Genomic DNA, 23,852 nt, shown 5'->3' on the forward strand with positions numbered 1-23,852 from the left:
GTGGAGGTCGGCGAAACGCAACTATTTTGGCGGTTTTTCTTTTGATTTCAGAGAGATAGGTCTGGAGGTCGTCAGTGAGGCTCTATCGGCCAAAACCGCTTGTTCGCAAAAGCCTTGCCCGACCCGGTCTTGAAATATCGCTCGAGTTGCCGTGCATTGGCCTCGGTTTCAACCGCAATATACGTCTTCAAAGCGGCAGGCAGATGAGCCTTGGTCGACGTCACATAGCCTGATTGATGCGATTCGAGCCGGCGTCGGAGATCGTTTGTCGATCCGACATAGACATCGCCGTTACGGAGCTGCAGGTACTTCGTAGCTTCGGGCGACACCCTGCGCCCAAATGCGGCTTCGGGTGGCCTGCCACCCGAAGCCCGCAGGGCGTAGGGTGGCGGAGAGGATGGGATTCGAACCCACGAGAAGCTTTTGACCTCTACTCCCTTAGCAGGGGAGCGCCTTCGACCACTCGGCCACCTCTCCGTTGCGCCGCTGGATAAAGAAAAGTGCGGGCACAATCAACAAGCCCCAGCCATTAATATGGAAAAATAAGGACGCACCGAGCTGCCGGCCTTCCACGGGTGCGGCGGTTCCGCGGCAAATCCCTGGCTCGCGACTCGCGGCGTTGCCATGATTCCGTCGGCCGACCGCCGGATTCGGCCGGAAACAGGCGGTTGCGGCGGGCCGGATGGTTAACGAGAGCTTTCTGAGTGAGGCCAAATCGTGTCATTTGTGCAACAACGCCAGGGGATAGCAGCCGAACAGTCCTTTCGCCGGTACGATCGTGGTTGAACCCCGCCGCCTCATGGGTAATGTCGATTTCGAAGGAGCGGCGCGGTGCGCATCTTTTTCGGTAGTGGGGATGGGGCAGGGAACGCTGTCCTTCAGCAAAGAATACCCAGACCCGTTTTTTAACTTTTGACTGGAGGTCAGAAAATGAACATCAAGAGCCTTCTTCTCGGCTCCGCTGCGGCCCTGATCGCAGTTTCCGGTGCGCGCGCCGCCGACGCCGTCGTCGTCGCCGAGCCGGAACCCGCTGAATACGTCAAGATCTGCGACGTCTACGGCGCTGGCTACTTCTACATCCCCGGCACCGAGACCTGCCTGCGCATCGGCGGCTATGTCCGCTACGACATCGGCGTGGGTGACATCAACGGCGTCCAGAACGTTCCGGATCACATGGGTGACGGCGAGCACGACACCTACTTCAAGCGCGCTCGCTTCACGCTGAAGACCTGGACCGGCCAGGAAACCGAACTCGGCACCTTGAAGACCTACACCGAAACCCGCTTCAACTTCGGCAACAGCGCGGGCGATTATGCAATCCGCGGTAACGGCTGGCAGGCTGGCAACAGCGACGTCTCGCTGAACTTCGCCTGGATCCAGCTCGGTGGTCTCCGCGTCGGTAAGGATGAAACGGCATTCCAGACCTTCATCGGTTACGCCGGTAACGTCATCGACGACGATCTCGTTGTTGACGGTCCGTACGACACCAACGTCATCCAGTACTACTTCGACGCTGGCAACGGCTTCTCGGCCGTGGTCTCGCTTGAAGAAGGCTCGGATGTCGACACGATCGACAGCTACGTTCCGCACGTCGTCGGCGGCGTGAAGTACACGCAGGGCTGGGGCGCGATCTCCGGCGTCGTTGCTTATGACAGCAACTACGAAGAAGTTACCGGCAAGGTCCGCTTGGACGTGACCGCGTCTGACGCTCTGTCGCTGTTCGTCATGGCCGGCTACGGCACTGGCGACGACAATGTCTTCAGCGGCGGTCATGACTTCTACAAGAAGTGGGACGGCAGCTGGGCGGTCTGGGGCGGCGGCTCCTACAAGATCAACGAGAAGACCTCGTTCAATGCTCAGCTTGCGTATGATGAGGGCAAGAAATTCGCCCTGGCGGCAAACGTTGCCTACGACATCGTCCCAGGCCTCACGATCACGGCCGAAGTTGATTACGTCAACCTTGGCGACAGCAAATACCACGTCAGCGACGACGGCTTCGGCGGTATCCTCCGCTTCCAGCGCTCGTTCTAAGGGCTGGTTCCTTACAGGTAAAATCCAGCCCGGGCGTTTCACCGCCCGGGCTGTTTTTGTTTCGTGATTGGCTTGGGAAACAGAAGGAACAGGGGGTAACGGTAGCTGAATAAAGTCTGTGGAACGATTTCGTGGGAACCGCGGTTCGCGGATGAAATCGATTTGTCGGACAAAAACTCTTGAAAGGACACTTCCAGGTAGGATAGGTGGACCTATCAACCGGGGGGTGTGGTCAAATAATGACAAACGAAGCGATTCAAGAGGGATATCCCTCTGATCATTTTGCGGTGTTCTCTTCTCAAAATTCGAAGTTTAACTACACGTACAACAAGATTAGAGAAGTAAAATCGCATAGGGTTGGAGAGCTGTTTTCAGCTCGGGACATATTGTGGGATGATGGGCGGCATAAATACAATGTCAGCTCCTTCATCGGCGAAATAGACGAGATTCTCCTTGGGGAGCGTTTCAGCGCCTTTGACCAGAGTACCCTGGATAACCTTATCGGCACCTTGCGCCAGCGCGGCAACAGCAACGCAACCATCAATCGAAAGATGGCTGCCCTCAGCAAACTGCTGCGCAAGGCTCACAAGATGGGGGATATCCACAGCCTGCCCGAGTTCCGCCGCCAGAAAGAGCGGGCGGGACGGATTCGTTTCCTCGAGAGGGACGAAGAGGCGCGGCTATTTGCCGCCATAAAGGGCCGCAGCGAGGATGCCTACCGGCTTTCCGTCTTCCTGGTCGATAGCGGCTGTCGTCTCGGCGAGGCGCTCGGGCTGATCTGGAATGACATCCAGGAGCATCGCGTCTCCTTCTGGATCACAAAATCCGGCCGCAGTCGCACCATCCCGATGACCGAGCGGGTCAAGGAGGTCATCAAGCTGCCTCCGGCCGAAGGTCGCCGGCCGAAAGGCCCGTTCACAAAATTCAGCCAGGCACAGTTCCGTGCCATCTGGAACGATGCGAAGGCCGAAGTCGGCCTTGGCGCCGACGACCAGGTGGTGCCGCACATCTTGCGCCACACCTGCGCCTCGCGTCTCGTCCAGGGCGGCATCGACATCAGGCGCGTGCAGATGTGGCTCGGCCACCAGACGCTGTCGATGACCATGCGTTACGCACACCTTGCCACCAACGATCTTGACGGCTGCGTCGTCGTGCTGGAAACACCTCGATGCAGTGGGGCAGGCAGTAGCGTGGAAAGCTCTCCATGTCCTTCACACTCGACGGTGGGCGAGAAGGAAATTAAGTCGCCCGTGGATGAAAAGCCTTCGAAGATCGTCAAGAAAAGAGCAAAATCCTAACAGTATTACCTGCTTGACCTTTTAAGCCCGTTCCGGGCAAGGGCGCGCCAACGCTGGGCGAGCTACTTTCTCGCCGTCACTATACGGGGAGAAATGCCTGGTCCACGCTCCGCAGCTGCCGCGCAGCTGCTGCGGAGGACGGGCAGGGCAATGAGGGGGCGGCGCCGATTTCGACAAGTGGTCGCTTTCCGATCATTAACTCGGCGTTTCGCCCAGAATTCCCAGACGTTTTTACTGTCACTCTGCTGCGTTACTCTGAATCGGCTCGTCGCTCGGTCCGATCCAGAAAGGCCGCGATGGCGTCTGGCATCTTGTCGGTCTCCAGGAAAGGGGCATGGCCCTGGCCGTCGATTGTGATCGTCTCGATATTGGGATGACGCTTTCGCATTTCTTCGAGCGTTGCGATGGACAGCAATCTCGAATTGGCACCGCGTATGGCAAGCAGAGGAATCGCGGCCAACGCCTCGAATTGCGGCCATAGATCAGGCAGCGGCAGCGTCAGATCGAGACTGGCAACCGTGCCGACCAGCCTCGGGTCGAAATCCGGCACTAGGCCGCTGTCGGTTTCGCGGTAGAGCGCCCATACCATCCGATCCCAATCCGGCCCACCAAGTGCGGTGAAGTCCTTACCATGCACGCTACGCTGGGCGGCAATAGCCTGTGCATGGGTTTTCGGCGTCGGCTTGCTCCCGAGATAGGACTGGATATGGGCAAGCCCGGCTGGCTCGATCACCGGCCCGATGTCGTTGAAAACAATGGCTTTCAGCACGGCCGGCCGCAATGCGCCCAGGACATGGATGATCAGCCCGCCGCGCGAGGTGCCGATGAAGGCCGCCTCTTCAATGCCGAGCGCCGCGAGCCCGGCGAGAATATCGCCGGCCTCGACGCCGATATTGTAGTGACTGATATCGGGATCGTAGGCGGATTGCCCGCGCCCGCGATAGTCGAAGGCGACGACCTTGCGTGGAGCCACGGGCCGTGTCGAAAGATAGAGCGCCAGTTCGTGGAAATCCCGCGCGTTGCGGGTCAGGCCGGGCAGGCAGACGACCGGCCAATGGCCGGAATTCGATTCGCCATAGAGGCGTGCATGAAGCCGAAGCCTATCCGGTGCGGCGTAGAAATAGTCGAAAAAACCCTGCTCGCCCGCCATCTGACAAGGACTCCCTGACCGGATTGTTCCCGACTGCTACAGGCGAGCGCAGGGACGGTCAATTGAAGCGCCTGCGCGCTGGGAATTTGGATATCTCGGCAGGACAGAGGGGGGCGAAGGAACTCGATCGAAGGTCTTTGAATTCCGTATAAACGTCGCGGTGCGAAGTGGCGGAACGCGCTGTCAACTGCGCCCGTTCACAAGATCGCCCACGATGTCGTACTTGCCGGAAATACGCATCTTGTAGACCTCGTAATTCTCCATCACGCGCTGCACGTAACTTCTTGTTTCGGTATAGGGAATACGTTCGATCCAGTCGACGACTGCGTCGATGTCCTTGCCGCGCGGATCGCCATATTTGGCCACCCATTGGCTGGCCCGGTTGGGACCCGCATTGTAGCCCGCGAAGGTCAGCACATAGGAGCCGTTGAAGCGGTCGAGTTGCTGGCCGAGGAAGGCCGAGCCAAGCGTCGCGTTGTAGCCGGCATCGGTGGTCAGCCGCGCCTGCGAAAACTGCAATCCGGCCTTCTTCGCCAGTTGCCTGGCGGTTCCTGGCATCAGCTGCAGCAGCCCGCGCGCGCCGGCACTGGACACCGCGCCGATGTTGAATTCGCTTTCCTGGCGGGCGATGGCATAGGCCAGCGCCTTGCCCGAACCGGAAATGTTGGCCGAATCGGGAATGACGCCGAGCGGATGCGACAGCGCGCCGACATCGATGCCACGCGCACCGGCGATCTTGCCGATCTTCAGGGACATGAAATGATTGCCTTGCTTTTCGGCGAGGACAGCCAGCAGCGCCAGTTCGCCTGGGCTGGTCAGCTGCCCGGCAAGGTCGCGATAGAGCGTTTCGGCATAGCGGTCGTAGCCGGCCTCCTGCAGCCGCTTGATGGCGCTGACGGCTTCGCGGCCGGCAAAGTTCTGCCGGTCGGCGGCATCAGGCTGCGGGTAGGCAATGGTCAGTGCCTGCCGGCCGACACGCTCCGCGGCCAGCTGGCCGTAAAATGTCGTGCCATAGGTGGCCGCGCGCCCAAAATAGTCCTTGGCGTTGCCGGGGCCGCCGACCTCCGCCGCACGGCCGAGCCAATAGTAGGCGCGCGACGACGTCATCGGCCCCTGCGCGAGATCGGCGATGCGCGAAAAATGCGTTGCGGCAAGCACTGGATCGTTCAGGCCGCGTAACGCGTACCAGCCGGCATGGAATTCGGCGTCCGCCGCATCGGCGGCACTTTCGGCGGCGTGCGTTGCGACAATCTTGTATGCTGTCTTCATGTCGCCCTGGTCGACCAATTCGCGCGACAACACCCGGCGCTCGACCCACCAGGCGTCCGGATCGACCAAGGCTTCGCGATCGGTCGGTGCCTTCATCACCACTGCGGCTGCGTCGGCAAAATTCTCCTGTTTGCGCAGATATTCGGCCTGCGCGAAGAAATAGCCCGCCGAACGCTGTGCCGCCGGCACTGCCTTCAGCAGTTTGGGCGTGTTCTTGTCGCCTTTATTGACGGCTGCCCAGGCATCGGCAAGTGGCTGCGCACCGGCCAGGCCTGCGACACGCAAGGCGGAATTCACCCGGTCGGCATAGAACATGCGCTCCATGCGGAAACGGTGGTCGGCGGCAGGGATCAGGCTGCCGAACTCCTTGATCAGCGCCGTCTCGTCCTTGGCTTCCAGGATCGCGGTGCGCCAGAACGGCGACAGCACCGAGCGCGCCGCGTTGGCATTGCCCGACGACACATAGGCGCGGGCGAGAACCATCACACCCTCGAATGTCTGCGGCTGGCTGCCGTCGAAGGCCGCAATCACGATGTCTGGGGCAGGGTTCTCGCGATAGAGCGCTCGCTCGCTATTCTTGCGCAGCGCGACGGTGCCCGGCCAGTTGGGCAGCATTTTCGCGGCGGCGGCGATGTCGCCCCTCGGAACCTTGTCGCCACCGTAAAGCGCGATCGCCCATGCAAGAATATGCTGGTCGAGCGAATGAACGGGAAGCGCGTCGCGCACGCCACGCGCGGTTGGAATATCGCCGGCCGCCAGCGCATCCAGTCCGCTCTTCAAGAGAGCCACGCCAGGCGAGGGATCCTGCTGCGCCTCGGCCTGAACGCCAGGTATCGGAATGGCCGCCGTGACCCGCACATCGACGCTGCCGCCGATCGCCCCGCCGGGCATCAGTGCGGCGATGGCGCCAAGCAGCGCGAGGAGGTGAGGCCGACTGGCCGGCATGGTCTTTGGGTCTTTCCTTGTCCTGGCATTCTACCGGCAGGCCGAGAAGCCTCGAAGCCTAAACTTAGGTCGTGAAGAGCCCGTAAACAAAGAGTTATCGAGGTCGTCCGAATTGCGCTCGCTGGCACCACGGCAATGCTTGCCGCGCAACCATGTCGAGACTATGGTGCGCGGCTTCGCTTTCGGCTAGAAGGCGCGCACGATTAACCCGAACGCCAAAATTCGATAAGTCCCAAGGAGTTGGACGATATGCTGAGAGGCTCGCTTACTGCGCTCGTGACACCGTTCGAAAAGAGCGGGCGTTTCGACGAGAAAGCCTTTCGCGCGTTCGTCGAATGGCAACTCGGCGAAGGCACGACGGGCCTGGTCCCGGTCGGCACCACTGGCGAGTCGCCGACGCTGTCGCACGACGAGCATCGCCACGTCGTCAAGGTCTGTATCGAAGTGGCCAAGGGCCGGGCTCCGGTCGTCGCCGGCGCCGGCTCCAACAACACCGAGGAAGCGGTCGGCCTCGTGCAATATGCCGAGAAGGCCGGCGCCGACGCGGCCTTGGTCGTCACGCCCTATTACAACAAGCCGACCCAACGCGGCCTCTACGAGCACTTCGCTGCCGTCGCCAGGGCGACCAAGCTGCCGATCATCATCTACAACATCCCGCCGCGCTCGGTCATCGACATGATGCCGGAGACGATGGGACGGCTGGCGCACGACTTCAAAAACATCGTCGGCGTCAAGGATGCCACCGGCAAGGTCGAGCGGGTGTCCGAGCAGCGCGCTACCTGCGGCAAGGATTTCATCCAGCTTTCCGGCGAAGACGCTTCAGCGCTCGGCTTCAACGCGCATGGCGGCATCGGCTGCATCTCGGTGACGTCGAACGTCGCGCCGCGGCTCTGCGCCGAATTCCAGGAAGCGTCGCTTTCCGGCGACAGCGCCAAGGCGCTGGAATTGCAGGACCGCCTGCTGCCGCTGCACAAGGCGATCTTCATCGAGCCCGGCGTTTCCGGCGCCAAATATGCGCTGTCGATGCTGGGCAAGGTCGAGAACGTGCTGCGTTCGCCGCTGGTGACGGTCGAGCAGTCGACCGCCGAGAAGATCGATGCGGCGATGAAGCACGCCGGCTTGATAAATTAGGGATGAGGCGCCACCTCTCCGCATCATGAATCAAGTCAGAAAAGCCGATCCCAACAACAAGACCGTTGCGGAAAACCGCAAAGCGCGGTTTTCCTATGAGGTGCTCGACACGATCGAGACCGGCCTGGTGCTGACCGGCACCGAGGTCAAGTCGCTGCGCCAGGGCCAGGCAAACATCCAGGACAGCTATGCCTCTGTCGAGGGCGGCGAGATCTGGCTGATCAATTCCTATCTGCCGGAATATCTGCAGGCCAACCGCTTCAATCACGAGCCGCGCCGGCGCCGCAAACTCCTGCTCAACAAGCGCGAGATGGCCAAGCTGGCGCAGAGCGTCGACCGCGAAGGCATGACGCTGGTGCCGCTGAAAATCTATTTCAACGATCAGGGCCGCGCCAAGCTGCTGCTCGCCGTCGGCCGTGGCAAGAAGCTGCACGACAAGCGCGAGACCGAGAAGCAGCGCGACTGGTCGCGCGAAAAAGGCCGGCTGTTGAAGGAGCGCGGGTGAGAAAGGCGATAGCCTGAAAAAAGCAACAGTCAGGCTTTCAAGTTTCGGGCAATCCGAGCCGGCAACAGGAGATCGTCTTGAAGAACCGGATCGTCCTGTGGGGCCTGGCCAGTCTGGTCCTGGCGTGTTTCGTCGCGGCGGCCGGCCTTTTCTATTTCCGCACCTTCTCTCCCGACCGCGAGAAGTATCCGGTCAGGGGCATCGACGTTTCCCATCATCAGGGCCGGATCGACTGGCGCCGCGTTGCCGCCGACGACGTGGCCTTCGCCGTCATCAAGGCGACCCAGGGCGGCGATCATGTCGATAACGCCTTCTCGACCAATCTGCGCGAGGCGCGCGCCGCCGGGCTCGCCGTCGGCGCCTATCATTTCTTCACCTTCTGCCGGCCTGGCCTCGACCAGGCGAAAAATTTCATCGCGGTGGTGCCGCACGACCAGCCCTTGCTGCCACCGGTCGTCGACATCGAGTTCGGCGGCAATTGTCCGCAGCGGCCAACGCCAGAGCAACTGAACACCGAACTCCAAGCTTTCCTCGGACCGGTAGAGGCTGTTTTCGGAAAGAAAGCCATCGTGTATCTGACCGATGAGGCAGCGATTGCCTATGCCGGTCAAATCGCCGCGCGCCCGCTCTGGCTTCGCTCATTGCTCCTGCAGCCGGATCGCAGCGATTGGGTCTACTGGCAATACCACAACAGGGGGCGTGTCGACGGCATCGATGGCGATGTCGATCTGAATGTGCTTCAGGGCGGCCAGGAAAAACTGGCGACGCTACTTGCATATACGCATTGAGGGGCGGCCGACATCGTCAAACCACCCGGGCGGCGCGCCTCGGCATTGCTGAGAGGCCCATTCCCGCTGCCATGATCGCTATGGCAGCCAATTGTATCGTCGTCGGCGTTTCACCGAGCACGGCCATGCCGACCATCACCGTGGCGATCGGTACGCCCGGCATGAACAGCGATGCAGCCTGCGACCCGAGTTGGCCGACGATGTAGGTGTAGAGGAACATTGCGGCGGCGCCGGCGAGAAGACCCTGGACGATGATCTGGCTGACGATCTCGGCGCCCGCCGCGGCATGAAAGCCGCTTGGCGCGAAGAGATAGAGAGGCGGCAGCGGCAGGCATGACAGAAGCACGACGGCGGCGGTGGCTGTGACAGGATCAATACGCCATTGCCGCACAGAGGTCGCATAAGCGGAAAACATCAGCCCGGATCCGACGAACAGCAGATCTCCGAAAAGAACCTCGTTCGTGCCGACGCGCGCCGGCGCGATGAACAGCAACAAGCCGGCGAGGATCGTGGCAACGCCGATGGTGCGCTGCTTTGAAGCGCGTCCATCGAGGAGCGACAGCAGGAACGAGAAGAACACGATCGAGGCGGGGCAGAGCGCCGCGCCATGGACGGCAGGCGCATAGGTCAGCCCCCAGTTGATGATCAGTGGATAAGGCAATCCGGCCAGCACCGCCAACGCCAATGCCTTGCGCCAGCCCAATGCCCTCAGCTGTTCCAGGCCGTTTCGCCAGACAATCGGCAAGAAGACCACGCCTGCACCCGCAAAGCGAAGGGTGGCCATGTCGGTCACTGTCAGATGCTCTCTGAGGCTGAAGCGGGCAGCGACGAATTGCACGGCATAAATGCCGATCATGGTCAGCCCGGCAATGATCGCCAGCCTTGTGTTTCCCGAATTCTCAGCCACGTCCTGCCACCGTAAAGATGCCGCGCCGGAGATGGTTCCAGTGTGGCGCATGCACACGCTATTGCCGGTGACGCCGCGATAAAATACATTCTTTTTGAAATAGTTGAGTGAAATTCACGCAAACAGGACGGCTCAAACGTGAATCCCGGAGCAAGTGATCTCGACCCGGTCGACCGCAGTCTCCTTCGGTTGCTGCAGGAAGATGGCCGCCGCACCACGCTTGATCTGGCGGCGCGCGTCGGCCTGTCGCCAACAGGCACCAGCCAGCGGGTCAAACGCCTGTTTCGCGACGGGTTCATCACTGCTGTAAGGGCCGTCCTCAACCCGGCAAAGATTGGCCGCGGCACGCTTGTCTTCATCGAGGTTCGGCTCGACCACACCGCTCCGCACATCTTTGACCGTTTCGCCGAGGCTGTGGCAAAGGCACCCGAGGTTCTGGAATGTCATATGGTCGTCGGCGGCTTCGACTATCTGGTGAAGGCGCGCATTGCCGAGATGGCCGATTACCAGGATTTTCTCAAACGTGTGATCCTGCCGCTGCCGGGAGTGAAGGAGACGCACACCTATGCCTCGATCGGCGACGTAAAACCCGACGCACTGCTGCCGGTGTAAGCCCTCGCCGGTGTAAGCGCTGGCCGGAGACTAGAGTCCGCTTTGCCGCGGGCGAGCCCGATCAGTTCTTCAGGAACGCCGCGATCTCGCCGAAAACCTTGACGAACATCGCCTCCGTCAACACGCCGGTGTTCGTGTTATAGCGCGAGCAGTGATAGCTCGAAAACAGCGTGATGCCGCCGGCCGGCTGCTGCCCGCCATGCTTGAATGGATAGGCTGCAACGCGCTGGCCAAGCGCGCGCACCGTCGACTGGTGCGCGATCGATCCCAGCGTCAGCACGGCGCGCAGGTTTGGGAACCGGGCGATCGTCGGCACCAGGAATGTCCGGCAGGTGGCGATCTCGGCGCCGACTGGCTTGTTCTCCGGCGGCACGCAGCGCACCGCGTTGGTAATCGCCGTGCCGACTAGCTCGAGCCCGTCATCGGGCCGCGCCCTGAACTCGCCGCGTGCGAAACCGTGCGAGATCAACGTCGAGTAGAGCAGGTCGCCGGCATAGTCGCCGGTGAAGGGACGTCCGGTGCGGTTGGCGCCGCGCAGGCCGGGCGCCAGGCCGACGATCAGAAGCCTGACCGTGTCGTCCCCCTCCGGCGGCAGGAAGGTCGGTACCGGTGCATTGAACCAGGTGGGCTCGCGCTGCCGCCACTCGGCGATGAAGTCGTGCAGCCGCGGGCAGAGTGGGCAATCGCGGTCGGGTTCGGAAGAGGTAAGGGCGGTCAAGGCGACCGCTCTCAGTAATCGTCCTCGTCGACTTCGGCCGGCTCGGACCGGCGCACCGGCCGCTCGGAGGGATCGCGGCCGACCTCGTTCTTCAGCGTTATCAGATCGATGAAATGGTCGGCCTGGCGGCGCAAATCATCGGAGATCATTGGCGGCTGAGAGGCCATGGTCGAGACGATCGACACCTTGCGGCCGCGCCGCTGCAAAGCCTCGACCAGCGTGCGAAAGTCGCCATCGCCCGAGAAGATGACATAGTGGTCGGCGACATCGGCGAGTTCCAGCGCATCGACCGTGAGCTCGATGTCCATATTGCCCTTGATCTTGCGGCGGCCCGTCGAGTCGGTGAATTCCTTGGCGGGCTTGGTCACCACCTTGAAGCCGTTATAGTCGAGCCAGTCGATCAGGGGGCGGATCGAGGAGTACTCCTGGTCCTCGACGAGTGCCGTGTAATAATAGGCGCGCAGCAGGTATCCGCGCTTCTGGAAGCTCGACAGGAGCTTGCGATAGTCGATGTCGAAGCCGAGCGCGCGCGAGGTGGCGTAGAGATTGGCGCCGTCGATGAACAGGGCGATTTTTTCACGGGGATCGAACATGGAAAATACCCTTTTCGAAATAAGCGGTCGTCTAAACGAAATGCGGTAGCGACTACCAGTCAGGTCATAATAATCCGGCTGACCTTCCATCAATCGAAATAACGCCAGTTTGGTGGCAATCCAAGGGCGGTCGCCGCACTGCAAGCAATTGTGATCGCGGCGCCGGACCGTAAGTGCGGCATCGTTTTGTCAAATCCGGTGTTTGAACGAGGATCGAGCGCCCTATAGTCCGGCCATTGCCAAAATGCTTGTATTTTGGCGGCATCCGGGTTATGGACCGCGCCTGTTCTCCATCAAATCCAGGCATGAAAGGGGCAATCCATGGCCCGCGTAACCGTTGAAGACTGCATCGACAAGGTCGACAACCGCTTCGAGCTGGTGCTGCTTGCCGGCCACCGTGCGCGTCAGATCAGCCAGGGCGCGCAGATCACCGTGCCGCGCGACAACGACAAGAACCCGGTCATCGCATTGCGCGAAATCGCCGACGAGACGCTGTCGCCTGACGATCTCAAGGAAGACCTGATCCATTCGCTGCAGAAGCATGTCGAAGTCGACGAGCCCGAAGCAGATGGCGAGGCGATCGCCGACCAGACCGGTGGCGCTGTTGCGGCCGCCGATACCGACGACGCCGAAGACAATGTCACCTTCGATCGCATGACCGAGGAAGACCTGCTGGCCGGCATCGAAGGTCTTGTGCCGCCGGAAAAGAGCGACGACTATTAAGACAGCTCCACGGAAGCGCCTGGAACGATCTTCCGGCACTTCCGTCTCGGCAGTTTCGTGGTTATCTATGACATGCGCCGTACAGCAGTGCGGCGCATGATTCATTTCACCGCCGAGAGATTCCGCCCATGATGCGTCAGTATGAGCTTGTCGAGCGCGTCCAGCGCTACAAGCCTGACGTCAATGAGGCGCTGCTCAACAAAGCCTATGTCTATGCCATGCAGAAGCATGGTCACCAGAAGCGCGCCTCCGGCGATCCCTATTTCTCGCATCCGCTCGAAGTCGCCGCCATCCTCACCGAAATGCACATGGACGAGGCGACGATCGCCGTCGCCCTGCTGCACGACACCATCGAGGACACGACCGCCACCAGGGCCGAGATCGACGAGCTGTTCGGGCCAGAAATGGGCAAGCTGGTCGAGGGGCTGACCAAACTGAAGAAGCTCGACCTCGTGTCGAAGAAGGCCGAGCAGGCGGAGAACCTGCGCAAGCTCCTGCTGGCGATCTCGGAAGACGTCCGTGTCCTTCTGGTCAAGCTCGCCGATCGCCTGCACAACATGCGCACCCTCGACCATATGCCGGAGGCCAAGCGCCTGCGCATCGCCGAAGAGACGATGGACATCTATGCGCCGCTGGCCGGGCGCATGGGCATGCAAGGCATGCGCGAGGAGCTGGAGGAGATCGCCTTCCGCTACATCAATCCGGAGGCCTATCGGGCCGTTACCGCCCGGCTGGCCGAAATATTCGAGCGCAACAAGGGGGTGCTGTCCGAGATCGAGAAGGCACTTTCGGCTCTGTTCGAAAAACACGCGATCAATGCCGGCGTCAAAAGCCGGCAGAAGAAGCCATGGTCGGTGTTCCGAAAGATGGAGGCCAAGGCGCTGTCCTTCGAGCAACTGTCCGACATTTTCGGCTTCCGCGTCGTTCTCGATACGGTCGAGGATTGTTATCGCGCGCTCGGCGCCATTCACACTACATGGTCGATGGTGCCCGGCCGCTTCAAGGACTACATCTCGACGCCGAAGCAGAACGACTATCGCTCGATCCACACCACCATCGTCGGTCCGTCGCGTCAGCGCGTAGAATTGCAGATCCGCACCCGCGAGATGAACAAGATCGCCGAATACGGCGTCGCCGCCCATTCGATCTACAAGGACACCGGCGGCAAGACCAACGGCGCCGCCCATGCGATCTCGAAGGAGACCAACGCCTATGCCTGGTTGCGGCGCACCATCGAACAGCTGGCCGAGGGCGATAATCCCGAGGATTTCCTCGAAAACACCAAGCTCGAGCTGTTCCAGGACCAGGTGTTCTGCTTCACGCCAAAGGGGATGCTGATCGCGCTGCCGAAAGGTGCCACGCCGATCGACTTTGCCTATGCCGTGCACACCGATGTCGGCGATACCTGCGTCGGCGCCAAGGTCAACGGCCGCATCATGCCGCTGATGACGGAACTGAAGAACGGCGACGAGGTCGAGATTATCCGCTCGAAGGCGCAAGTGCCGCCTGCCGCCTGGGAGTCGGTCGTCGTCACCGGCAAGGCCCGCGCCGCCATCCGCCGTGCCACCAAGAACGCCATCCGCAAACAGTATTCGGGCCTTGGCGCCCGTATCCTGGAGCGCGCCTTCGAACGGGCGGGCAAGACTTTCACCAAGGAGAGCCTGAAGCCCGTGCTGCACCGGCTGGCGCGCAAGGACATCGAGGATGTGCTGGCTTCGGTCGGCCGTGGCGAGCTTGCCTCCACCGACGTCATGAAGGCGGTGTTCCCCGACTACAAGGACGAGCGTGTCACGCCGGCGGCTCCCAAGCAGCGAGAGGAGGGCTGGTCGAAGATCCGCAATGCCGCCGGCATGCTGTTCCAGATTCCGGGCCGCGCAGCGCGCAAGGACAAGGACCAGCCGCGCGACGGCGCGGTTCCAATCCGCGGCGTGCGTGGCGATTTGCCGGTGCGGTTCGCGCCGGAAGGGGCGGTCCCAGGCGATCGTATTGTCGGCATCGTCCAGCCGGGCACGGGCATCACCATCTATCCGATCCAATCGCCGGCGCTACAGGCCTTCGACGACCAGCCGGAGCGCTGGATCGACGTGCGCTGGGATATCGACGAGCGCACCAAGGAACGCTTTCCGGCGCGTGTCTCGGTCACCGCCATCAATGCGCCGGGGTCGCTCGCCGACATCGCTCAGGTCGTTGCGTCGAACGATGCCAACATCCATACGCTGTCGATGGTGCGCACCGCGCCAGACTTCACCGAAATGCTGATCGATCTCGAAGTCTGGGATTTGAAGCACCTCAACCGGCTGCTGTCGCAGCTCAAGGACAATTCGAGCGTCAGCGATGCAAGGCGCGTCAATGGCTGACACGGCTGATCTGGGACAGGCTATATGAAGACCGATGAAGTGCTGGACGTTTTTCGCGAGGCGGGTGCTGTTCTGGAAGGACATTTCATTTTGACCTCGGGCCTGAGAAGCCCGGTCTTCCTGCAGAAGGCACGGGTGTTCATGCATGCCGACAAGACCGAGCGGCTGTGCAAGGCGCTGGCCGAAAAGATCCGCGCGGGCGTACCCGGTAAGATCGACTATGTCGTCGGCCCGGCGATCGGCGGCCTGATCCCGGCCTACGAGACCTCGCGGCATCTGGGTGTGCCTGCGATCTGGGTCGAGCGGGAGGGGGGCAAGTTCAGGCTGCGCCGCTTCGAGATCGCCAAGGGCGCGCGTGTCGTCATCGTCGAGGACATCGTCACCACCGGCCTGTCGATTCGCGAAACCATCGAGTGCCTGCGGGAGCTCGGCGCCGAAGTGGTTGCCGCCGCCTGCATCATCGACCGTTCGGCCGGCAAGACCGATGTCGGCGTGCCGCTGATCGCGCTCGCCGAATATGAGGTCCCTGCCTACCCGGCCGACCGGCTGCCGCCGGAACTCGCCGCTATTCCGGCCGTTAAGCCCGGTAGCCGCAACATCTGACAAGGAGCCAGAAATGATCGCCGGCATCGATCATTTCGTGCTGACGGTCGCTTCGCTCGATGCGACCTGTGCCTTTTATCAGCGCGTGCTGGGCTTTGAACGCATCGATGCGCCGGGCCGGCCGACAGCGCTGGCTTTTGGCAACCAGAAGATCAATGTGCACGAGGTCGACCGCACCTTCGAGCCGAAAGCGAAGTCGCCGACGCCGGGATCCGGCGATTTTTGCCTGATCACGGACCGGCCGCTCGACGAACTCCTCGCCAGCCTGGAGGCCAATGGCGTGGCGGTGGAGCTCGGGCCTGTCGAACGCATTGGAGCGCGGGGTGCGATGATGTCGGTCTATTTCCGCGACCCCGATGGCAATCTGGTCGAGGTCAGTGAATACCAGCCGTAGCCGCCACGGACGCCGCCTCTTCAGGCGATACGGCACGCCGGTTCCATAAATTCGCCTTGATCGTCCCCTGTTCGAAGCGAACAGCGCCATCCGAGACGGTTGGCACAGGCGGGCCGTGAGGGTGGCGTTCGGTTGTTCTTCCGCCAGCGCGTCTCTATATCAAGGTAGCGATTGCCATCGGGCGATCGTCAAGCGCAAGATGTGGCTGTCCTGCCCGGCTGAAAAAAGCCGGGGCGGAAGCTGTGGAACGGGAACAGAGTGCTTTTTCGACGCCGCAAGCCTGATGGCCTTTTAGAGCGGGTGCGTACCTATCTGTGGCCGCGCCGTTCGTTTTCGCGCTCGCTCCAGTATTTCTCCAAGCGCATCCTGCGGCTGAAGGCCACCCCGCATGCCGTCGCCGCCGGTGTCGCTGCTGGCGTCTTCGCCTCGTTCTTCCCCGTGGGGTTCCACTTCGCCATTGCCGCGGTTCTGTGCTGGCTCATCGCCGGCAATTTGGTGGCGGCGGCACTCGGCGCTGTTTTCTTCGGCAATCCGTTGACCTTTCCATTATTGTGGGGCGCGTCCTGGGAAACCGGCAAGCTGATCTTGCACGACCGCCTGCCGGCGCATGGCCCGCCCGCTCATCTGGGCGAGATGCTGCACAAGCTTTCCTTCGCACAATTGTGGAAGCCGGTGCTTGAGCCGATGCTGATCGGTGCGGTGCCACTCGGACTGGTCTTTGGACTTCTGTTCTACGGCATCACGCGCTGGGGTATGAGCGCTTTTCGCGAGCAGCGGCGCAAGCGCCTTGCCGAGCGCGCAACCCGTCATGGACAATCGCCCCATCCCAGAGGCGGCATCGGCTCCGCCGCACAATGATCATCGGCATCGGCAGCGACCTGATCGACATCAGACGGATCGAGAAGTCGCTGGAGCGTCACGGCCAGCGCTTCATCCAGAGAATCTACACTGAGATGGAACAGGCGCGGTCGGAGAACCGGCGCGCCCGTGCGGCCTCCTACGCCAAGCGTTTCGCCGCCAAGGAAGCCTGCGCCAAGGCGCTGGGTACCGGTCTGGCGCAAGGCGTCTTCTGGCGCGACATGGGCGTCGTCAACCTGCCCAGCGGTGCGCCGACGATGGCGTTGACCGGCGGCGCCTTGGCCCGGTTGGATAAGATACTGCCAAAGGGCCACCGTGCGGCGATCCACCTCACCATCACGGATGATTTCCCGCTTGCTCAAGCCTTTGTGATCATAGAAGCGCTGCCGGTCGAACAAGCGCCACATTGATTGCATCTGACCACCGGCATTGACGTTGCCCAGCGCGCGCCGAGACTCTATACCCATCCAACGCACAATCGAGGACGACATGAGCGTGGCTGAAAAATCCCAGAAGAAATCCGGCGGGCTTGGCGAAACCGTCAGCGTCATCGTCCAGGCGCTTTTGCTCGCCCTGGTCATCCGCACGCTGTTGTTCCAGCCCTTTTCGATCCCGTCGGGATCGATGCGGCCGACGCTCCTGGAAGGCGACTACCTGTTCGTCACCAAATGGTCCTATGGCTATTCCCGCTATTCGCTGCCTTTTGGACCCGACATTTTCTCTGGCCGTATCTGGGGCTCCGAGCCGAAGCGCGGTGACGTGGCGGTGTTCAAGTTCCCGCCGGACCCTTCCGTCGACTATATCAAGCGCGTGGTCGGCCTGCCCGGTGACAAGATCCAGGTGAAGGATGGCCAGTTGTTCATCAACGGCGTCGGCGTGCCGCGCGTGAAGACAGGTCAGATCGACAATCCCGACATCACCGAAAAGGATTATCCGATCGACGTCTACCGCGAGACGCTCCCCAACGGCGTCAGCTACGACACGCTGGACCTGTCGCCGAACTCGATCGGCGACAACACCCGCGAGTTCGACGTGCCGCCAGACCATTATTTCATGATGGGCGACAACAGGGACAACTCCGCCGATAGCCGCTTCACCGTCGGCTTCGTTCCCGCTGAGAACCTGGTTGGCCGCGCCAATCTCGTCTTCTTCTCGATCGGCGGCAAGGCGAGCCCGCTCGAAATCTGGAAATGGCCGTCGCTGATGCGCGCTTCGCGCCTGTTCCATTTCGTCAACTAGGGTCATGGCGGCAACAAAACGGTTGACCGCCGACGCGCTCGCCGAAGCGCTTGTGGAACGCACGGGTCATGCCTTTGCCGACCGTCAGCGTTTGCAGCGGGCCTTGACGCACGCCAGTGCCCGCGGCGTCAATGCAGGCACCGACTATGAGCGTTTCGAGTTTCTTGGCGACCGGGTTCTCGGCCTGGTCGTTGCCGACATGCTGCTTGAGGCATTTCCGGATGCGGCGGAAGGTGAATTGTCGCTGCGGCTCAACGCGTTGGTGAACGCCGAGGCGTTGTCGGACATCGCCGAGCAAATCGGGCTGCCGGCCCTGATCCGCGCCGGATCGGATGTGCGTGGGCTCGATGGGCGCAAGCGCGTCAATCTGCGCGCCGATGCGCTGGAATCGTTGATCGCCGTGCTCTATCTCGATGGCGGGCTGGAAGCGGCGCGCGCTTTCATCCACAGATACTGGCAGCCGCGTTCGCAGGCCTCCGGTGCCGCTCGCCGGGACGCCAAGACCGAATTGCAGGAATGGGCGCATCAGGCGGCCAGCGCGGTGCCGGTCTATCGAATCGACAGCCGTGAGGGGCCGGACCATGATCCGTTGTTCACGGTCAGCGTCAGGGTAGGCGCATTTCTGCCGGCCACCGGCAGTGGCCGTTCCAGGCGCGAGGCCGAGCAGGCCGCCGCGGCAGCACTGCTTGTTCGCGAAGGCGTCTGGGCCAATGAAGGGAGCGCGGCATGACCGCCATCGAAGACACAACTCCTGGACCGGAAACCACGCACTCCGGCTTCGTTGCGCTGATTGGCGCCCCGAATGCGGGCAAGTCGACGCTGGTCAACCAGCTTGTCGGCGCCAAGGTGTCGATCGTCACTCATAAGGTGCAGACGACACGTGCCATCGTGCGGGGCATCGCCACGCATAAGAATGCGCAGATCGTCTTCGTCGACACGCCAGGCATCTTCAAGCCCAAGCGCCGGCTGGATACGGCGATGGTGACCACGGCCTGGGGCGGCGCCAAGGACGCAGACATCGTTTTGCTGCTGATCGACGCCGAGCGCGGCATCAGGGGCGACGCCGACGCCATCCTCGAACGGCTGAAGGATGTGCGCCAGCCGATGGTGTTGATTCTCAACAAGGTCGACCGCGTCAAGCACGAGGCGCTGCTGGCCTTGGCGGCGGCAGCCAATGAAAAAGTGCCGTTCAAGCGTACCTTCATGGTTTCGGCGCTGACCGGTTCGGGCTGCAAGGACCTGCTCGACTATCTTGCCGAAGCGCTGCCGGCTGGCCCCTGGTACTATCCGGAAGACCAGATTTCCGACCTGCCGATGCGCCAGCTCGCCGCCGAGATCACGCGCGAAAAGCTTTATCTCAGGCTGCATCAGGAATTGCCCTATTCCTCGCATATCGAGACCGAGAAATGGGAAGAGAAGCCGGACGGCTCGGTGCGCATTGACCAGACCATCTATGTCGAACGCGACAGCCAGAAGAAGATCGTTCTCGGCCACAAGGGCGAGACGATCCGCGCCATCGGCCAGGCCGCGCGCATGGAGATCGCTGGCATCCTCGAGCAGAAAGTGCACCTGTTCCTGTTCGTCAAGGTCCGCGAGAACTGGGGCGATGATCCCGAACGCTACCGCGAGATGGGGCTGGAGTTTCCGCGTTAAAGCAATTCCGCGAAAAGTGCGAAAACGGGTTGTCCGTCCTGAATTGCGTCAACCAGAGAGATGAAGGCGGTTCGGGTTTCCGTGAGACGCCCAACCCGCGCAAGGGGGCATGGACGGCAAGCTCACCATCGACACGGCGCTGGTCAGCCGTTTGGTCGCCACGCAGTTTCCCCGCTGGAAGGACCTCGCGGTCAGCCCGGTTGAATTTGGCGGCTGGGACAACAGGACCTTTCATCTCGGCGACGAGATGACCGTGCGGCTGCCGAGTGCGGCCGCCTATTCCCTGCAAGTGGAAAAGGAGCATCGCTGGTTGCCGAGACTCGCGCCGCTGCTGCCGCTGGCGATTCCTGTGCCGTTGGCGATGGGGGTTCCGGCCGAGGATTATCCCTGGCATTGGTCCGTCTACCGCTGGATCGAAGGCGAGACGGTGAAGCGAGAGCGTATCGCCGACCTGTCGCATTTCGCGACGGATCTGGCCGAGTTCCTCGTCGCCTTGCGACGGATCGATGCTACCGGCGGCCCGGCGCCGGGGCAGCACAACTTCTTTCGCGGTGGACCGCTGACCGTCTATGACGGCGAGACGAGACAGGCGATCGCCGCGCTCGAGGGCAGCATCGATGCCGGAGCAGCCAGCGCCATTTGGGACGCGGCACTGGCCGCGACCTGGCAAGGTCCTCCTGTCTGGTTCCATGGCGATGTCAGTTGGGGCAATCTCCTTGTCGAAAACGGCCGCTTGAGCGCCGTGATCGACTTCGGCACCTCCGGTGTCGGCGACCCGTCCTGCGATCTGGCGATTGCCTGGACGCTGTTCGAAGGGGAAAGCCGGGAGGCGTTCCGCGCCGGTCTTGCCGCCGATAAGGCGATCTGGGCACGAGGGCGTGGCTGGGCGCTGTGGAAGGCGCTGATCACCGCCGCGGGCCATATCGACGTCGACCCGGTCGAGGTTGGAAAATCCTGGCAAGTGATCGATGAAGTGCTTGCCGACCACAGACGCAGCGCGATGTGATTCCTCGTTCGGCCACGCTTCTCGCGTTGAGTTGGAGAGCCTGCGGCCGAGCCAACCGGCAATCGGTATTCCCCGCAACACCAAAGGACGGTTTAGCGGATGGGTGACAGCGGAGGGGCGAGTGGCGAAATATTGATATTTTCACTCGGAATCGTCAGGAAAGCCCCTTCTTTGACGTTTTCGTGGATTTACAGATATCAGAAATGTAATTAGCCGGAGAAAGTATTCAGATATATATTGAATTAATGACGGTGTGCCGATTGTGCCATCTTGTGTTTTTGTAAGTGTTATTTGTGCAACACAGCATTAATCTGTTTGAATAATCTCATTTATTTTGGAAATCGTCATTGAAGGCGGGAGTTCGATGGGTATGTTCGCCGCCGAAAAGGGGGAGCGGTGCGAGCCTTTTTCATTGTGGGGGTGAGGTGGGAAAACATTGCCGCCATCCACAAATCCGAAGCCATTTTTAACTTTGACTGGAGAGGTCAGAAAATGAATATCAAGAGCCTCCTTCTCGGCTCAGCCGCGGCGCTGATCGCGGTTTCCGGCGCACGCGCCGCGGATGCTGTCGTCGTCGCCGAACCGGAGCCGGCCGAATACGTCAAGATCTGCGACGTCTACGGCGCCGGCTACTTCTATATTCCGGGCACCGAGACATGCCTGCGCATCGGCGGCTATATCCGCTACGACGCCAGCTTCGGTGATGGCAATCGCGTGCTGGACGGCACCAAGGCCATAGATTCGATGGATGGCGGCATCAACGACACCTGGAACAAGAACGCGCGCTTCACGCTGAAGACGTGGACCGGCCAGGAGACCGAACTCGGCACCTTGAAGACCTACACCGAGACACGCTTCAACTTCGGTAGTGTAACCACCGCTAGAGGCGCCGATGGCTTCGCGATTGACAGCGAGGCCGGCAACAAGGCTGCCGATCTGCATTTCGCCTGGATCCAGCTTGGCGGGCTGCGCGTCGGTAAGGACGAAACGGCCTATGACAGCTTCATCGGTTATGCCGGCAACGTCGTCCAGGACACGATCATTCCTTACGGCCTCAAGGATACGAACCTGATCAGCTACTACTTCGATGCCGGCAACGGCTTCTCGGCGGTGGCCTCGCTTGAAGAGGGTTCGGGCGCCGAGACCATCGACAGCTACGTTCCGCATGTCGTGGGCGGTGTGAAGTACAAGGGCGATTGGGGTGCGATCACCGCCGTTGGCGCCTATAACAGCAATTGGGAAGAATGGGCCGGCAAGGTCCGCCTCGATGTCAAGGCGACCTCGGACCTGACGCTCTTCATCATGGGCGGTTACGGCACCGACGACAACAAGGCGACCAACTTCTACAAGCCGTGGACGGGCAACTTCGCCGTCTGGGGCGGCGGCACCTACACCGTCAACAAGAAGGTCCAGCTCAACGCGCAGGTCTCCTACACCGACTTCGAGGACTTCGCGGTTGCCGCGAACGTCGCCTACACCATCGTCCCCGGCTACACGATCACGGCCGAAGTCGATTACTTCAAGAATTTCGACGACAAATTCAAGGACGGCGTCGGCGGCATCGTTCGCTTCCAGCGCTCGTTCTAACGGATAGACCGACCTTACCAGACCGCCCGCGGCACATCGCTGCGGGCGGCTTTTGTTTGCCGATGTGAAAGTCGGCCCCGCCGGGCACCAATCCATACCTTGATTTCGCCACCCAACCGGTGAAAAGCTTGGGCATGGAATGGCGCGACGAGGGAATCATTCTCGGCACCCGCAAGCATGGCGAAACCAGCGCCATCCTCGAGGTGATGACGCGCGCGCATGGCCGCCATCTCGGTCTCGTCCGCGGTGGTCGTTCGCGCAAGCAGCAGCCCGTTCTCCAGCCAGGCAATCGTGTCGACCTGTTATGGCGGGCGCGCCTTGACGAGCATCTCGGCACGTTTCAGGCCGAGGCGATCGAGATGAACGCCGCCCGGCTGATGGACAGCGCGGTTGCCGTCTATGGGCTGCAGACCATGGCCGCGCATCTGCGCCTGCTGCCCGAGCGCGACGGCCATGGCGGCCTCTACGAGGCGCTTGCGGTGATGATCGGCCATCTCGACGATGCCGATGCCGCCGGCGAACTGGTGGCGCGCTTCGAGCTTCTGATCCTCGATGAACTCGGCTTCGGTCTCGATCTCAGCCGCTGCGCCGCCACCGGCACTCAACAGGACCTTGCCTACGTCTCGCCGAAATCGGGACGGGCGGTTTCGCGAGAGGCCGGCGCGCCATGGCGCGACAAGATGCTGGCGCTGCCGTCCTTCCTGCAGCGCGGCTCGGGCCTGCGCGCGGATCCGGCAGCGGTCGAGGATGCCTTCCGGCTAACTGGTTTCTTCTTCACCCGCCACGTCTATGAGCCGCGTGGTATCGAAGAGCCCGGCGCCCGTGCCGGCTTCCTTGCGGCGCTGCGCAAGCACCACGCGACGCGCAAGGCCGTTGCTGGAGAGAATGCCGCCAGGGAAATCATCACATGAGCGAAGTCGAGCTTTATCCGGGCCGGGTTTCGCCGCTCGGCCTCGGCACCATTCCGCATGCCGATATCCTTGACTATACCGGCCTGGAACTTTTGCAGCGCATCGTCGATGGCAAATATCCGGCGCCCCCGATCTCCTTCCAGCTCAGCTTCGCGCTGACCGAAGTCTCGGGAGGCCGTGCCGTGTTCCGAGGCGTGCCGAACGAGCGCCATCTGAACCCGCTGGGTGGTGTGCATGGCGGTTGGGCGGCGACCCTGCTCGATTCGGCGCTGGCCTGCGCCGTGCAGACGCTGCTCGAAAAGGGCGAGGCCTATACCACGGCTGAGTTCAAGGTGAATCTGACGCGGCCGATCACGCCCAGGACCGGCGAGGTCGTCTGCGAAGGCAAGGTAGTCCACAAAGGCCGTACGCTGGCGGTATCGGAAGCGACGCTGAAGGATGCCGGCGGCAAGCTGCGGGCTTTCGGCACCGAGACATGCTCGATCTTTCCAGCCGCCAATCTGTCGGCACGCTGAGTCTTGTGGCCGTTTGGCCGCCGCATTTGAATGTCAGTGAGACTGAACGTCAGTGAAAA

At 61.7% G+C, this 23,852-nt stretch carries 25 protein-coding genes and 1 tRNA gene; 19 read left to right on the plus strand and 7 right to left on the minus strand.

Annotated elements, in window-relative coordinates:
* Positions 1 to 71: 71 nt before the first annotated feature.
* The gene (locus NKI49_RS09180) at positions 72 to 329 is read right to left on the minus strand and encodes a GIY-YIG nuclease family protein (RefSeq protein WP_352599660.1); all 258 of its coding nucleotides are present in this window, start codon (positions 327 to 329) and stop codon (positions 72 to 74) included.
* Between the two features lie 57 nt (positions 330 to 386).
* Positions 387 to 477, minus strand: a tRNA-Ser gene (locus NKI49_RS09185).
* Between the two features lie 453 nt (positions 478 to 930).
* On the opposite strand from NKI49_RS09185, the gene NKI49_RS09190 reads away from it, so the two are divergent.
* Entirely contained in the window at positions 931 to 2,031 is a 1,101-nt protein-coding gene (locus NKI49_RS09190; RefSeq protein WP_352599662.1) for a porin, read from the plus strand.
* Positions 2,032 to 2,270: 239 nt separating this feature from the next.
* The gene (locus NKI49_RS09195; RefSeq protein ID WP_352599664.1) at positions 2,271 to 3,329 is read left to right on the plus strand and encodes a tyrosine-type recombinase/integrase; all 1,059 of its coding nucleotides are present in this window, start codon (positions 2,271 to 2,273) and stop codon (positions 3,327 to 3,329) included.
* Between the two features lie 250 nt (positions 3,330 to 3,579).
* Here the strand turns inward: NKI49_RS09195 and NKI49_RS09200 are convergent, their stop codons facing one another.
* Positions 3,580 to 4,479 carry an alpha/beta fold hydrolase gene (locus tag NKI49_RS09200; RefSeq protein ID WP_352599667.1) on the minus strand — a complete coding sequence of 300 codons (900 nt, stop codon included), beginning with the start codon at positions 4,477 to 4,479 and terminating at the stop codon, positions 3,580 to 3,582.
* A 183-nt stretch (positions 4,480 to 4,662) separates the two neighbouring features.
* Positions 4,663 to 6,693: a lytic transglycosylase domain-containing protein gene (locus NKI49_RS09205; protein WP_352599669.1), complete on the minus strand. Its 2,031-nt coding sequence runs from the start codon at positions 6,691 to 6,693 to the stop codon at positions 4,663 to 4,665.
* Positions 6,694 to 6,942: 249 nt separating this feature from the next.
* Between NKI49_RS09205 and dapA the strand changes: the two genes are divergently transcribed.
* The 3 genes from dapA to NKI49_RS09220 all read left to right on the plus strand — a co-directional run bounded on the left by dapA (position 6,943) and on the right by NKI49_RS09220 (position 9,117).
* Entirely contained in the window at positions 6,943 to 7,824 is an 882-nt protein-coding gene (gene dapA / locus NKI49_RS09210) for a 4-hydroxy-tetrahydrodipicolinate synthase (protein ID WP_352599671.1), read from the plus strand.
* Between the two features lie 25 nt (positions 7,825 to 7,849).
* Positions 7,850 to 8,329, plus strand: a complete 480-nt coding sequence (smpB, locus tag NKI49_RS09215; protein ID WP_013896388.1) for an SsrA-binding protein SmpB — start codon at positions 7,850 to 7,852, stop codon at positions 8,327 to 8,329.
* Positions 8,330 to 8,406: 77 nt separating this feature from the next.
* On the plus strand, positions 8,407 to 9,117 hold the full coding sequence (locus NKI49_RS09220) for a glycoside hydrolase family 25 protein (protein ID WP_352599674.1): 711 nt from the start codon (positions 8,407 to 8,409) through the stop codon (positions 9,115 to 9,117).
* A 16-nt stretch (positions 9,118 to 9,133) separates the two neighbouring features.
* On the opposite strand, the gene NKI49_RS09225 is transcribed toward NKI49_RS09220, so the two are convergent.
* A complete protein-coding gene (locus NKI49_RS09225) occupies positions 9,134 to 10,024 on the minus strand; it encodes a DMT family transporter (RefSeq protein ID WP_352599676.1) in 891 nt (296 codons plus the stop codon).
* A gap of 138 nt (positions 10,025 to 10,162) precedes the next feature.
* Here NKI49_RS09225 and NKI49_RS09230 point away from each other — a divergent pair, with 138 nt between their 5' ends.
* Positions 10,163 to 10,636, plus strand: coding sequence for an Lrp/AsnC family transcriptional regulator (locus NKI49_RS09230; RefSeq protein WP_352599678.1), 474 nt, complete (start codon positions 10,163 to 10,165; stop codon positions 10,634 to 10,636).
* 61 nt (positions 10,637 to 10,697) lie between these two features.
* Here the strand turns inward: NKI49_RS09230 and NKI49_RS09235 are convergent, their stop codons facing one another.
* Positions 10,698 to 11,354, minus strand: a complete 657-nt coding sequence (locus tag NKI49_RS09235) for a uracil-DNA glycosylase (RefSeq protein WP_352599680.1) — start codon at positions 11,352 to 11,354, stop codon at positions 10,698 to 10,700.
* An 11-nt stretch (positions 11,355 to 11,365) separates the two neighbouring features.
* Positions 11,366 to 11,947 carry a LabA-like NYN domain-containing protein gene (locus tag NKI49_RS09240; RefSeq protein WP_352599682.1) on the minus strand — a complete coding sequence of 194 codons (582 nt, stop codon included), beginning with the start codon at positions 11,945 to 11,947 and terminating at the stop codon, positions 11,366 to 11,368.
* A 321-nt stretch (positions 11,948 to 12,268) separates the two neighbouring features.
* Between NKI49_RS09240 and rpoZ the strand changes: the two genes are divergently transcribed.
* From rpoZ to NKI49_RS09305, 13 genes are all read left to right on the plus strand, one after another.
* Entirely contained in the window at positions 12,269 to 12,670 is a 402-nt protein-coding gene (gene rpoZ / locus NKI49_RS09245) for a DNA-directed RNA polymerase subunit omega (RefSeq protein WP_027026396.1), read from the plus strand.
* A 128-nt stretch (positions 12,671 to 12,798) separates the two neighbouring features.
* Positions 12,799 to 15,027 carry a RelA/SpoT family protein gene (locus tag NKI49_RS09250; RefSeq protein WP_352599684.1) on the plus strand — a complete coding sequence of 743 codons (2,229 nt, stop codon included), beginning with the start codon at positions 12,799 to 12,801 and terminating at the stop codon, positions 15,025 to 15,027.
* Between the two features lie 24 nt (positions 15,028 to 15,051).
* Positions 15,052 to 15,630 carry an orotate phosphoribosyltransferase gene (pyrE, locus tag NKI49_RS09255; RefSeq protein ID WP_352599686.1) on the plus strand — a complete coding sequence of 193 codons (579 nt, stop codon included), beginning with the start codon at positions 15,052 to 15,054 and terminating at the stop codon, positions 15,628 to 15,630.
* Positions 15,631 to 15,643: 13 nt separating this feature from the next.
* The gene (locus tag NKI49_RS09260) at positions 15,644 to 16,024 is read left to right on the plus strand and encodes a VOC family protein (RefSeq protein WP_352599688.1); all 381 of its coding nucleotides are present in this window, start codon (positions 15,644 to 15,646) and stop codon (positions 16,022 to 16,024) included.
* A 258-nt stretch (positions 16,025 to 16,282) separates the two neighbouring features.
* Positions 16,283 to 16,882, plus strand: a complete 600-nt coding sequence (locus tag NKI49_RS09265; protein WP_352599690.1) for a DUF2062 domain-containing protein — start codon at positions 16,283 to 16,285, stop codon at positions 16,880 to 16,882.
* A complete protein-coding gene (acpS, locus tag NKI49_RS09270) occupies positions 16,879 to 17,292 on the plus strand; it encodes a holo-ACP synthase (RefSeq protein ID WP_027026391.1) in 414 nt (137 codons plus the stop codon). Before NKI49_RS09265 ends, acpS begins: the two co-directional genes overlap by 4 nt.
* Before the next feature lie 79 nt (positions 17,293 to 17,371).
* Entirely contained in the window at positions 17,372 to 18,121 is a 750-nt protein-coding gene (gene lepB, locus NKI49_RS09275) for a signal peptidase I (RefSeq protein ID WP_352599692.1), read from the plus strand.
* A gap of 4 nt (positions 18,122 to 18,125) precedes the next feature.
* Positions 18,126 to 18,851, plus strand: a complete 726-nt coding sequence (rnc, locus tag NKI49_RS09280) for a ribonuclease III (RefSeq protein WP_352599694.1) — start codon at positions 18,126 to 18,128, stop codon at positions 18,849 to 18,851.
* A complete protein-coding gene (gene era, locus NKI49_RS09285; RefSeq protein WP_352599696.1) occupies positions 18,848 to 19,774 on the plus strand; it encodes a GTPase Era in 927 nt (308 codons plus the stop codon). Before rnc ends, era begins: the two co-directional genes overlap by 4 nt.
* Positions 19,775 to 19,883: 109 nt before the next feature.
* Positions 19,884 to 20,780 (plus strand): aminoglycoside phosphotransferase family protein, encoded by an 897-nt coding sequence (locus tag NKI49_RS09290; RefSeq protein WP_352599698.1) that lies wholly within the window; start codon positions 19,884 to 19,886, stop codon positions 20,778 to 20,780.
* A 492-nt stretch (positions 20,781 to 21,272) separates the two neighbouring features.
* Complete coding sequence (locus NKI49_RS09295; RefSeq protein ID WP_352599700.1) at positions 21,273 to 22,367, plus strand: porin; 1,095 nt, start codon at positions 21,273 to 21,275, stop codon at positions 22,365 to 22,367.
* Between the two features lie 134 nt (positions 22,368 to 22,501).
* Positions 22,502 to 23,278: a DNA repair protein RecO gene (gene recO, locus NKI49_RS09300; protein WP_352599702.1), complete on the plus strand. Its 777-nt coding sequence runs from the start codon at positions 22,502 to 22,504 to the stop codon at positions 23,276 to 23,278.
* Positions 23,275 to 23,793 carry a PaaI family thioesterase gene (locus NKI49_RS09305; protein WP_352599704.1) on the plus strand — a complete coding sequence of 173 codons (519 nt, stop codon included), beginning with the start codon at positions 23,275 to 23,277 and terminating at the stop codon, positions 23,791 to 23,793. The genes recO and NKI49_RS09305 overlap by 4 nt, the downstream gene beginning before the upstream one ends.
* The last annotated feature ends 59 nt before the right edge of the window (positions 23,794 to 23,852 follow it).

The sequence above is a fragment of the Mesorhizobium sp. M0587 genome, from assembly GCF_040320945.1.
Classification (GTDB): domain Bacteria; phylum Pseudomonadota; class Alphaproteobacteria; order Rhizobiales; family Rhizobiaceae; genus Mesorhizobium.

Excerpts from the sequence above, each read along its gene's own strand:
- era (WP_352599696.1), top strand. The coding sequence starts at position 18,848 with ATGACCGCCATCGAAGACACAACTCCTGGACCGGAAACCACGCACTCC.
- NKI49_RS09195 (WP_352599664.1), top strand. The coding sequence starts at position 2,271 with ATGACAAACGAAGCGATTCAAGAGGGATATCCCTCTGATCATTTTGCG.
- NKI49_RS09260 (WP_352599688.1), top strand. The coding sequence starts at position 15,644 with ATGATCGCCGGCATCGATCATTTCGTGCTGACGGTCGCTTCGCTCGAT.
- dapA (WP_352599671.1), top strand. The coding sequence starts at position 6,943 with ATGCTGAGAGGCTCGCTTACTGCGCTCGTGACACCGTTCGAAAAGAGC.
- rpoZ (WP_027026396.1), top strand. The coding sequence starts at position 12,269 with ATGGCCCGCGTAACCGTTGAAGACTGCATCGACAAGGTCGACAACCGC.
- NKI49_RS09205 (WP_352599669.1), bottom strand. The coding sequence starts at position 6,693 with ATGCCGGCCAGTCGGCCTCACCTCCTCGCGCTGCTTGGCGCCATCGCC.
- rnc (WP_352599694.1), top strand. The coding sequence starts at position 18,126 with ATGGCGGCAACAAAACGGTTGACCGCCGACGCGCTCGCCGAAGCGCTT.
- smpB (WP_013896388.1), top strand. The coding sequence starts at position 7,850 with ATGAATCAAGTCAGAAAAGCCGATCCCAACAACAAGACCGTTGCGGAA.
- NKI49_RS09305 (WP_352599704.1), top strand. The coding sequence starts at position 23,275 with ATGAGCGAAGTCGAGCTTTATCCGGGCCGGGTTTCGCCGCTCGGCCTC.
- NKI49_RS09295 (WP_352599700.1), top strand. The coding sequence starts at position 21,273 with ATGAATATCAAGAGCCTCCTTCTCGGCTCAGCCGCGGCGCTGATCGCG.
- acpS (WP_027026391.1), top strand. The coding sequence starts at position 16,879 with ATGATCATCGGCATCGGCAGCGACCTGATCGACATCAGACGGATCGAG.
- NKI49_RS09240 (WP_352599682.1), bottom strand. The coding sequence starts at position 11,947 with ATGTTCGATCCCCGTGAAAAAATCGCCCTGTTCATCGACGGCGCCAAT.
- NKI49_RS09200 (WP_352599667.1), bottom strand. The coding sequence starts at position 4,479 with ATGGCGGGCGAGCAGGGTTTTTTCGACTATTTCTACGCCGCACCGGAT.
- pyrE (WP_352599686.1), top strand. The coding sequence starts at position 15,052 with ATGAAGACCGATGAAGTGCTGGACGTTTTTCGCGAGGCGGGTGCTGTT.
- lepB (WP_352599692.1), top strand. The coding sequence starts at position 17,372 with ATGAGCGTGGCTGAAAAATCCCAGAAGAAATCCGGCGGGCTTGGCGAA.
- recO (WP_352599702.1), top strand. The coding sequence starts at position 22,502 with ATGGAATGGCGCGACGAGGGAATCATTCTCGGCACCCGCAAGCATGGC.
- NKI49_RS09290 (WP_352599698.1), top strand. The coding sequence starts at position 19,884 with ATGGACGGCAAGCTCACCATCGACACGGCGCTGGTCAGCCGTTTGGTC.
- NKI49_RS09250 (WP_352599684.1), top strand. The coding sequence starts at position 12,799 with ATGATGCGTCAGTATGAGCTTGTCGAGCGCGTCCAGCGCTACAAGCCT.
- NKI49_RS09190 (WP_352599662.1), top strand. The coding sequence starts at position 931 with ATGAACATCAAGAGCCTTCTTCTCGGCTCCGCTGCGGCCCTGATCGCA.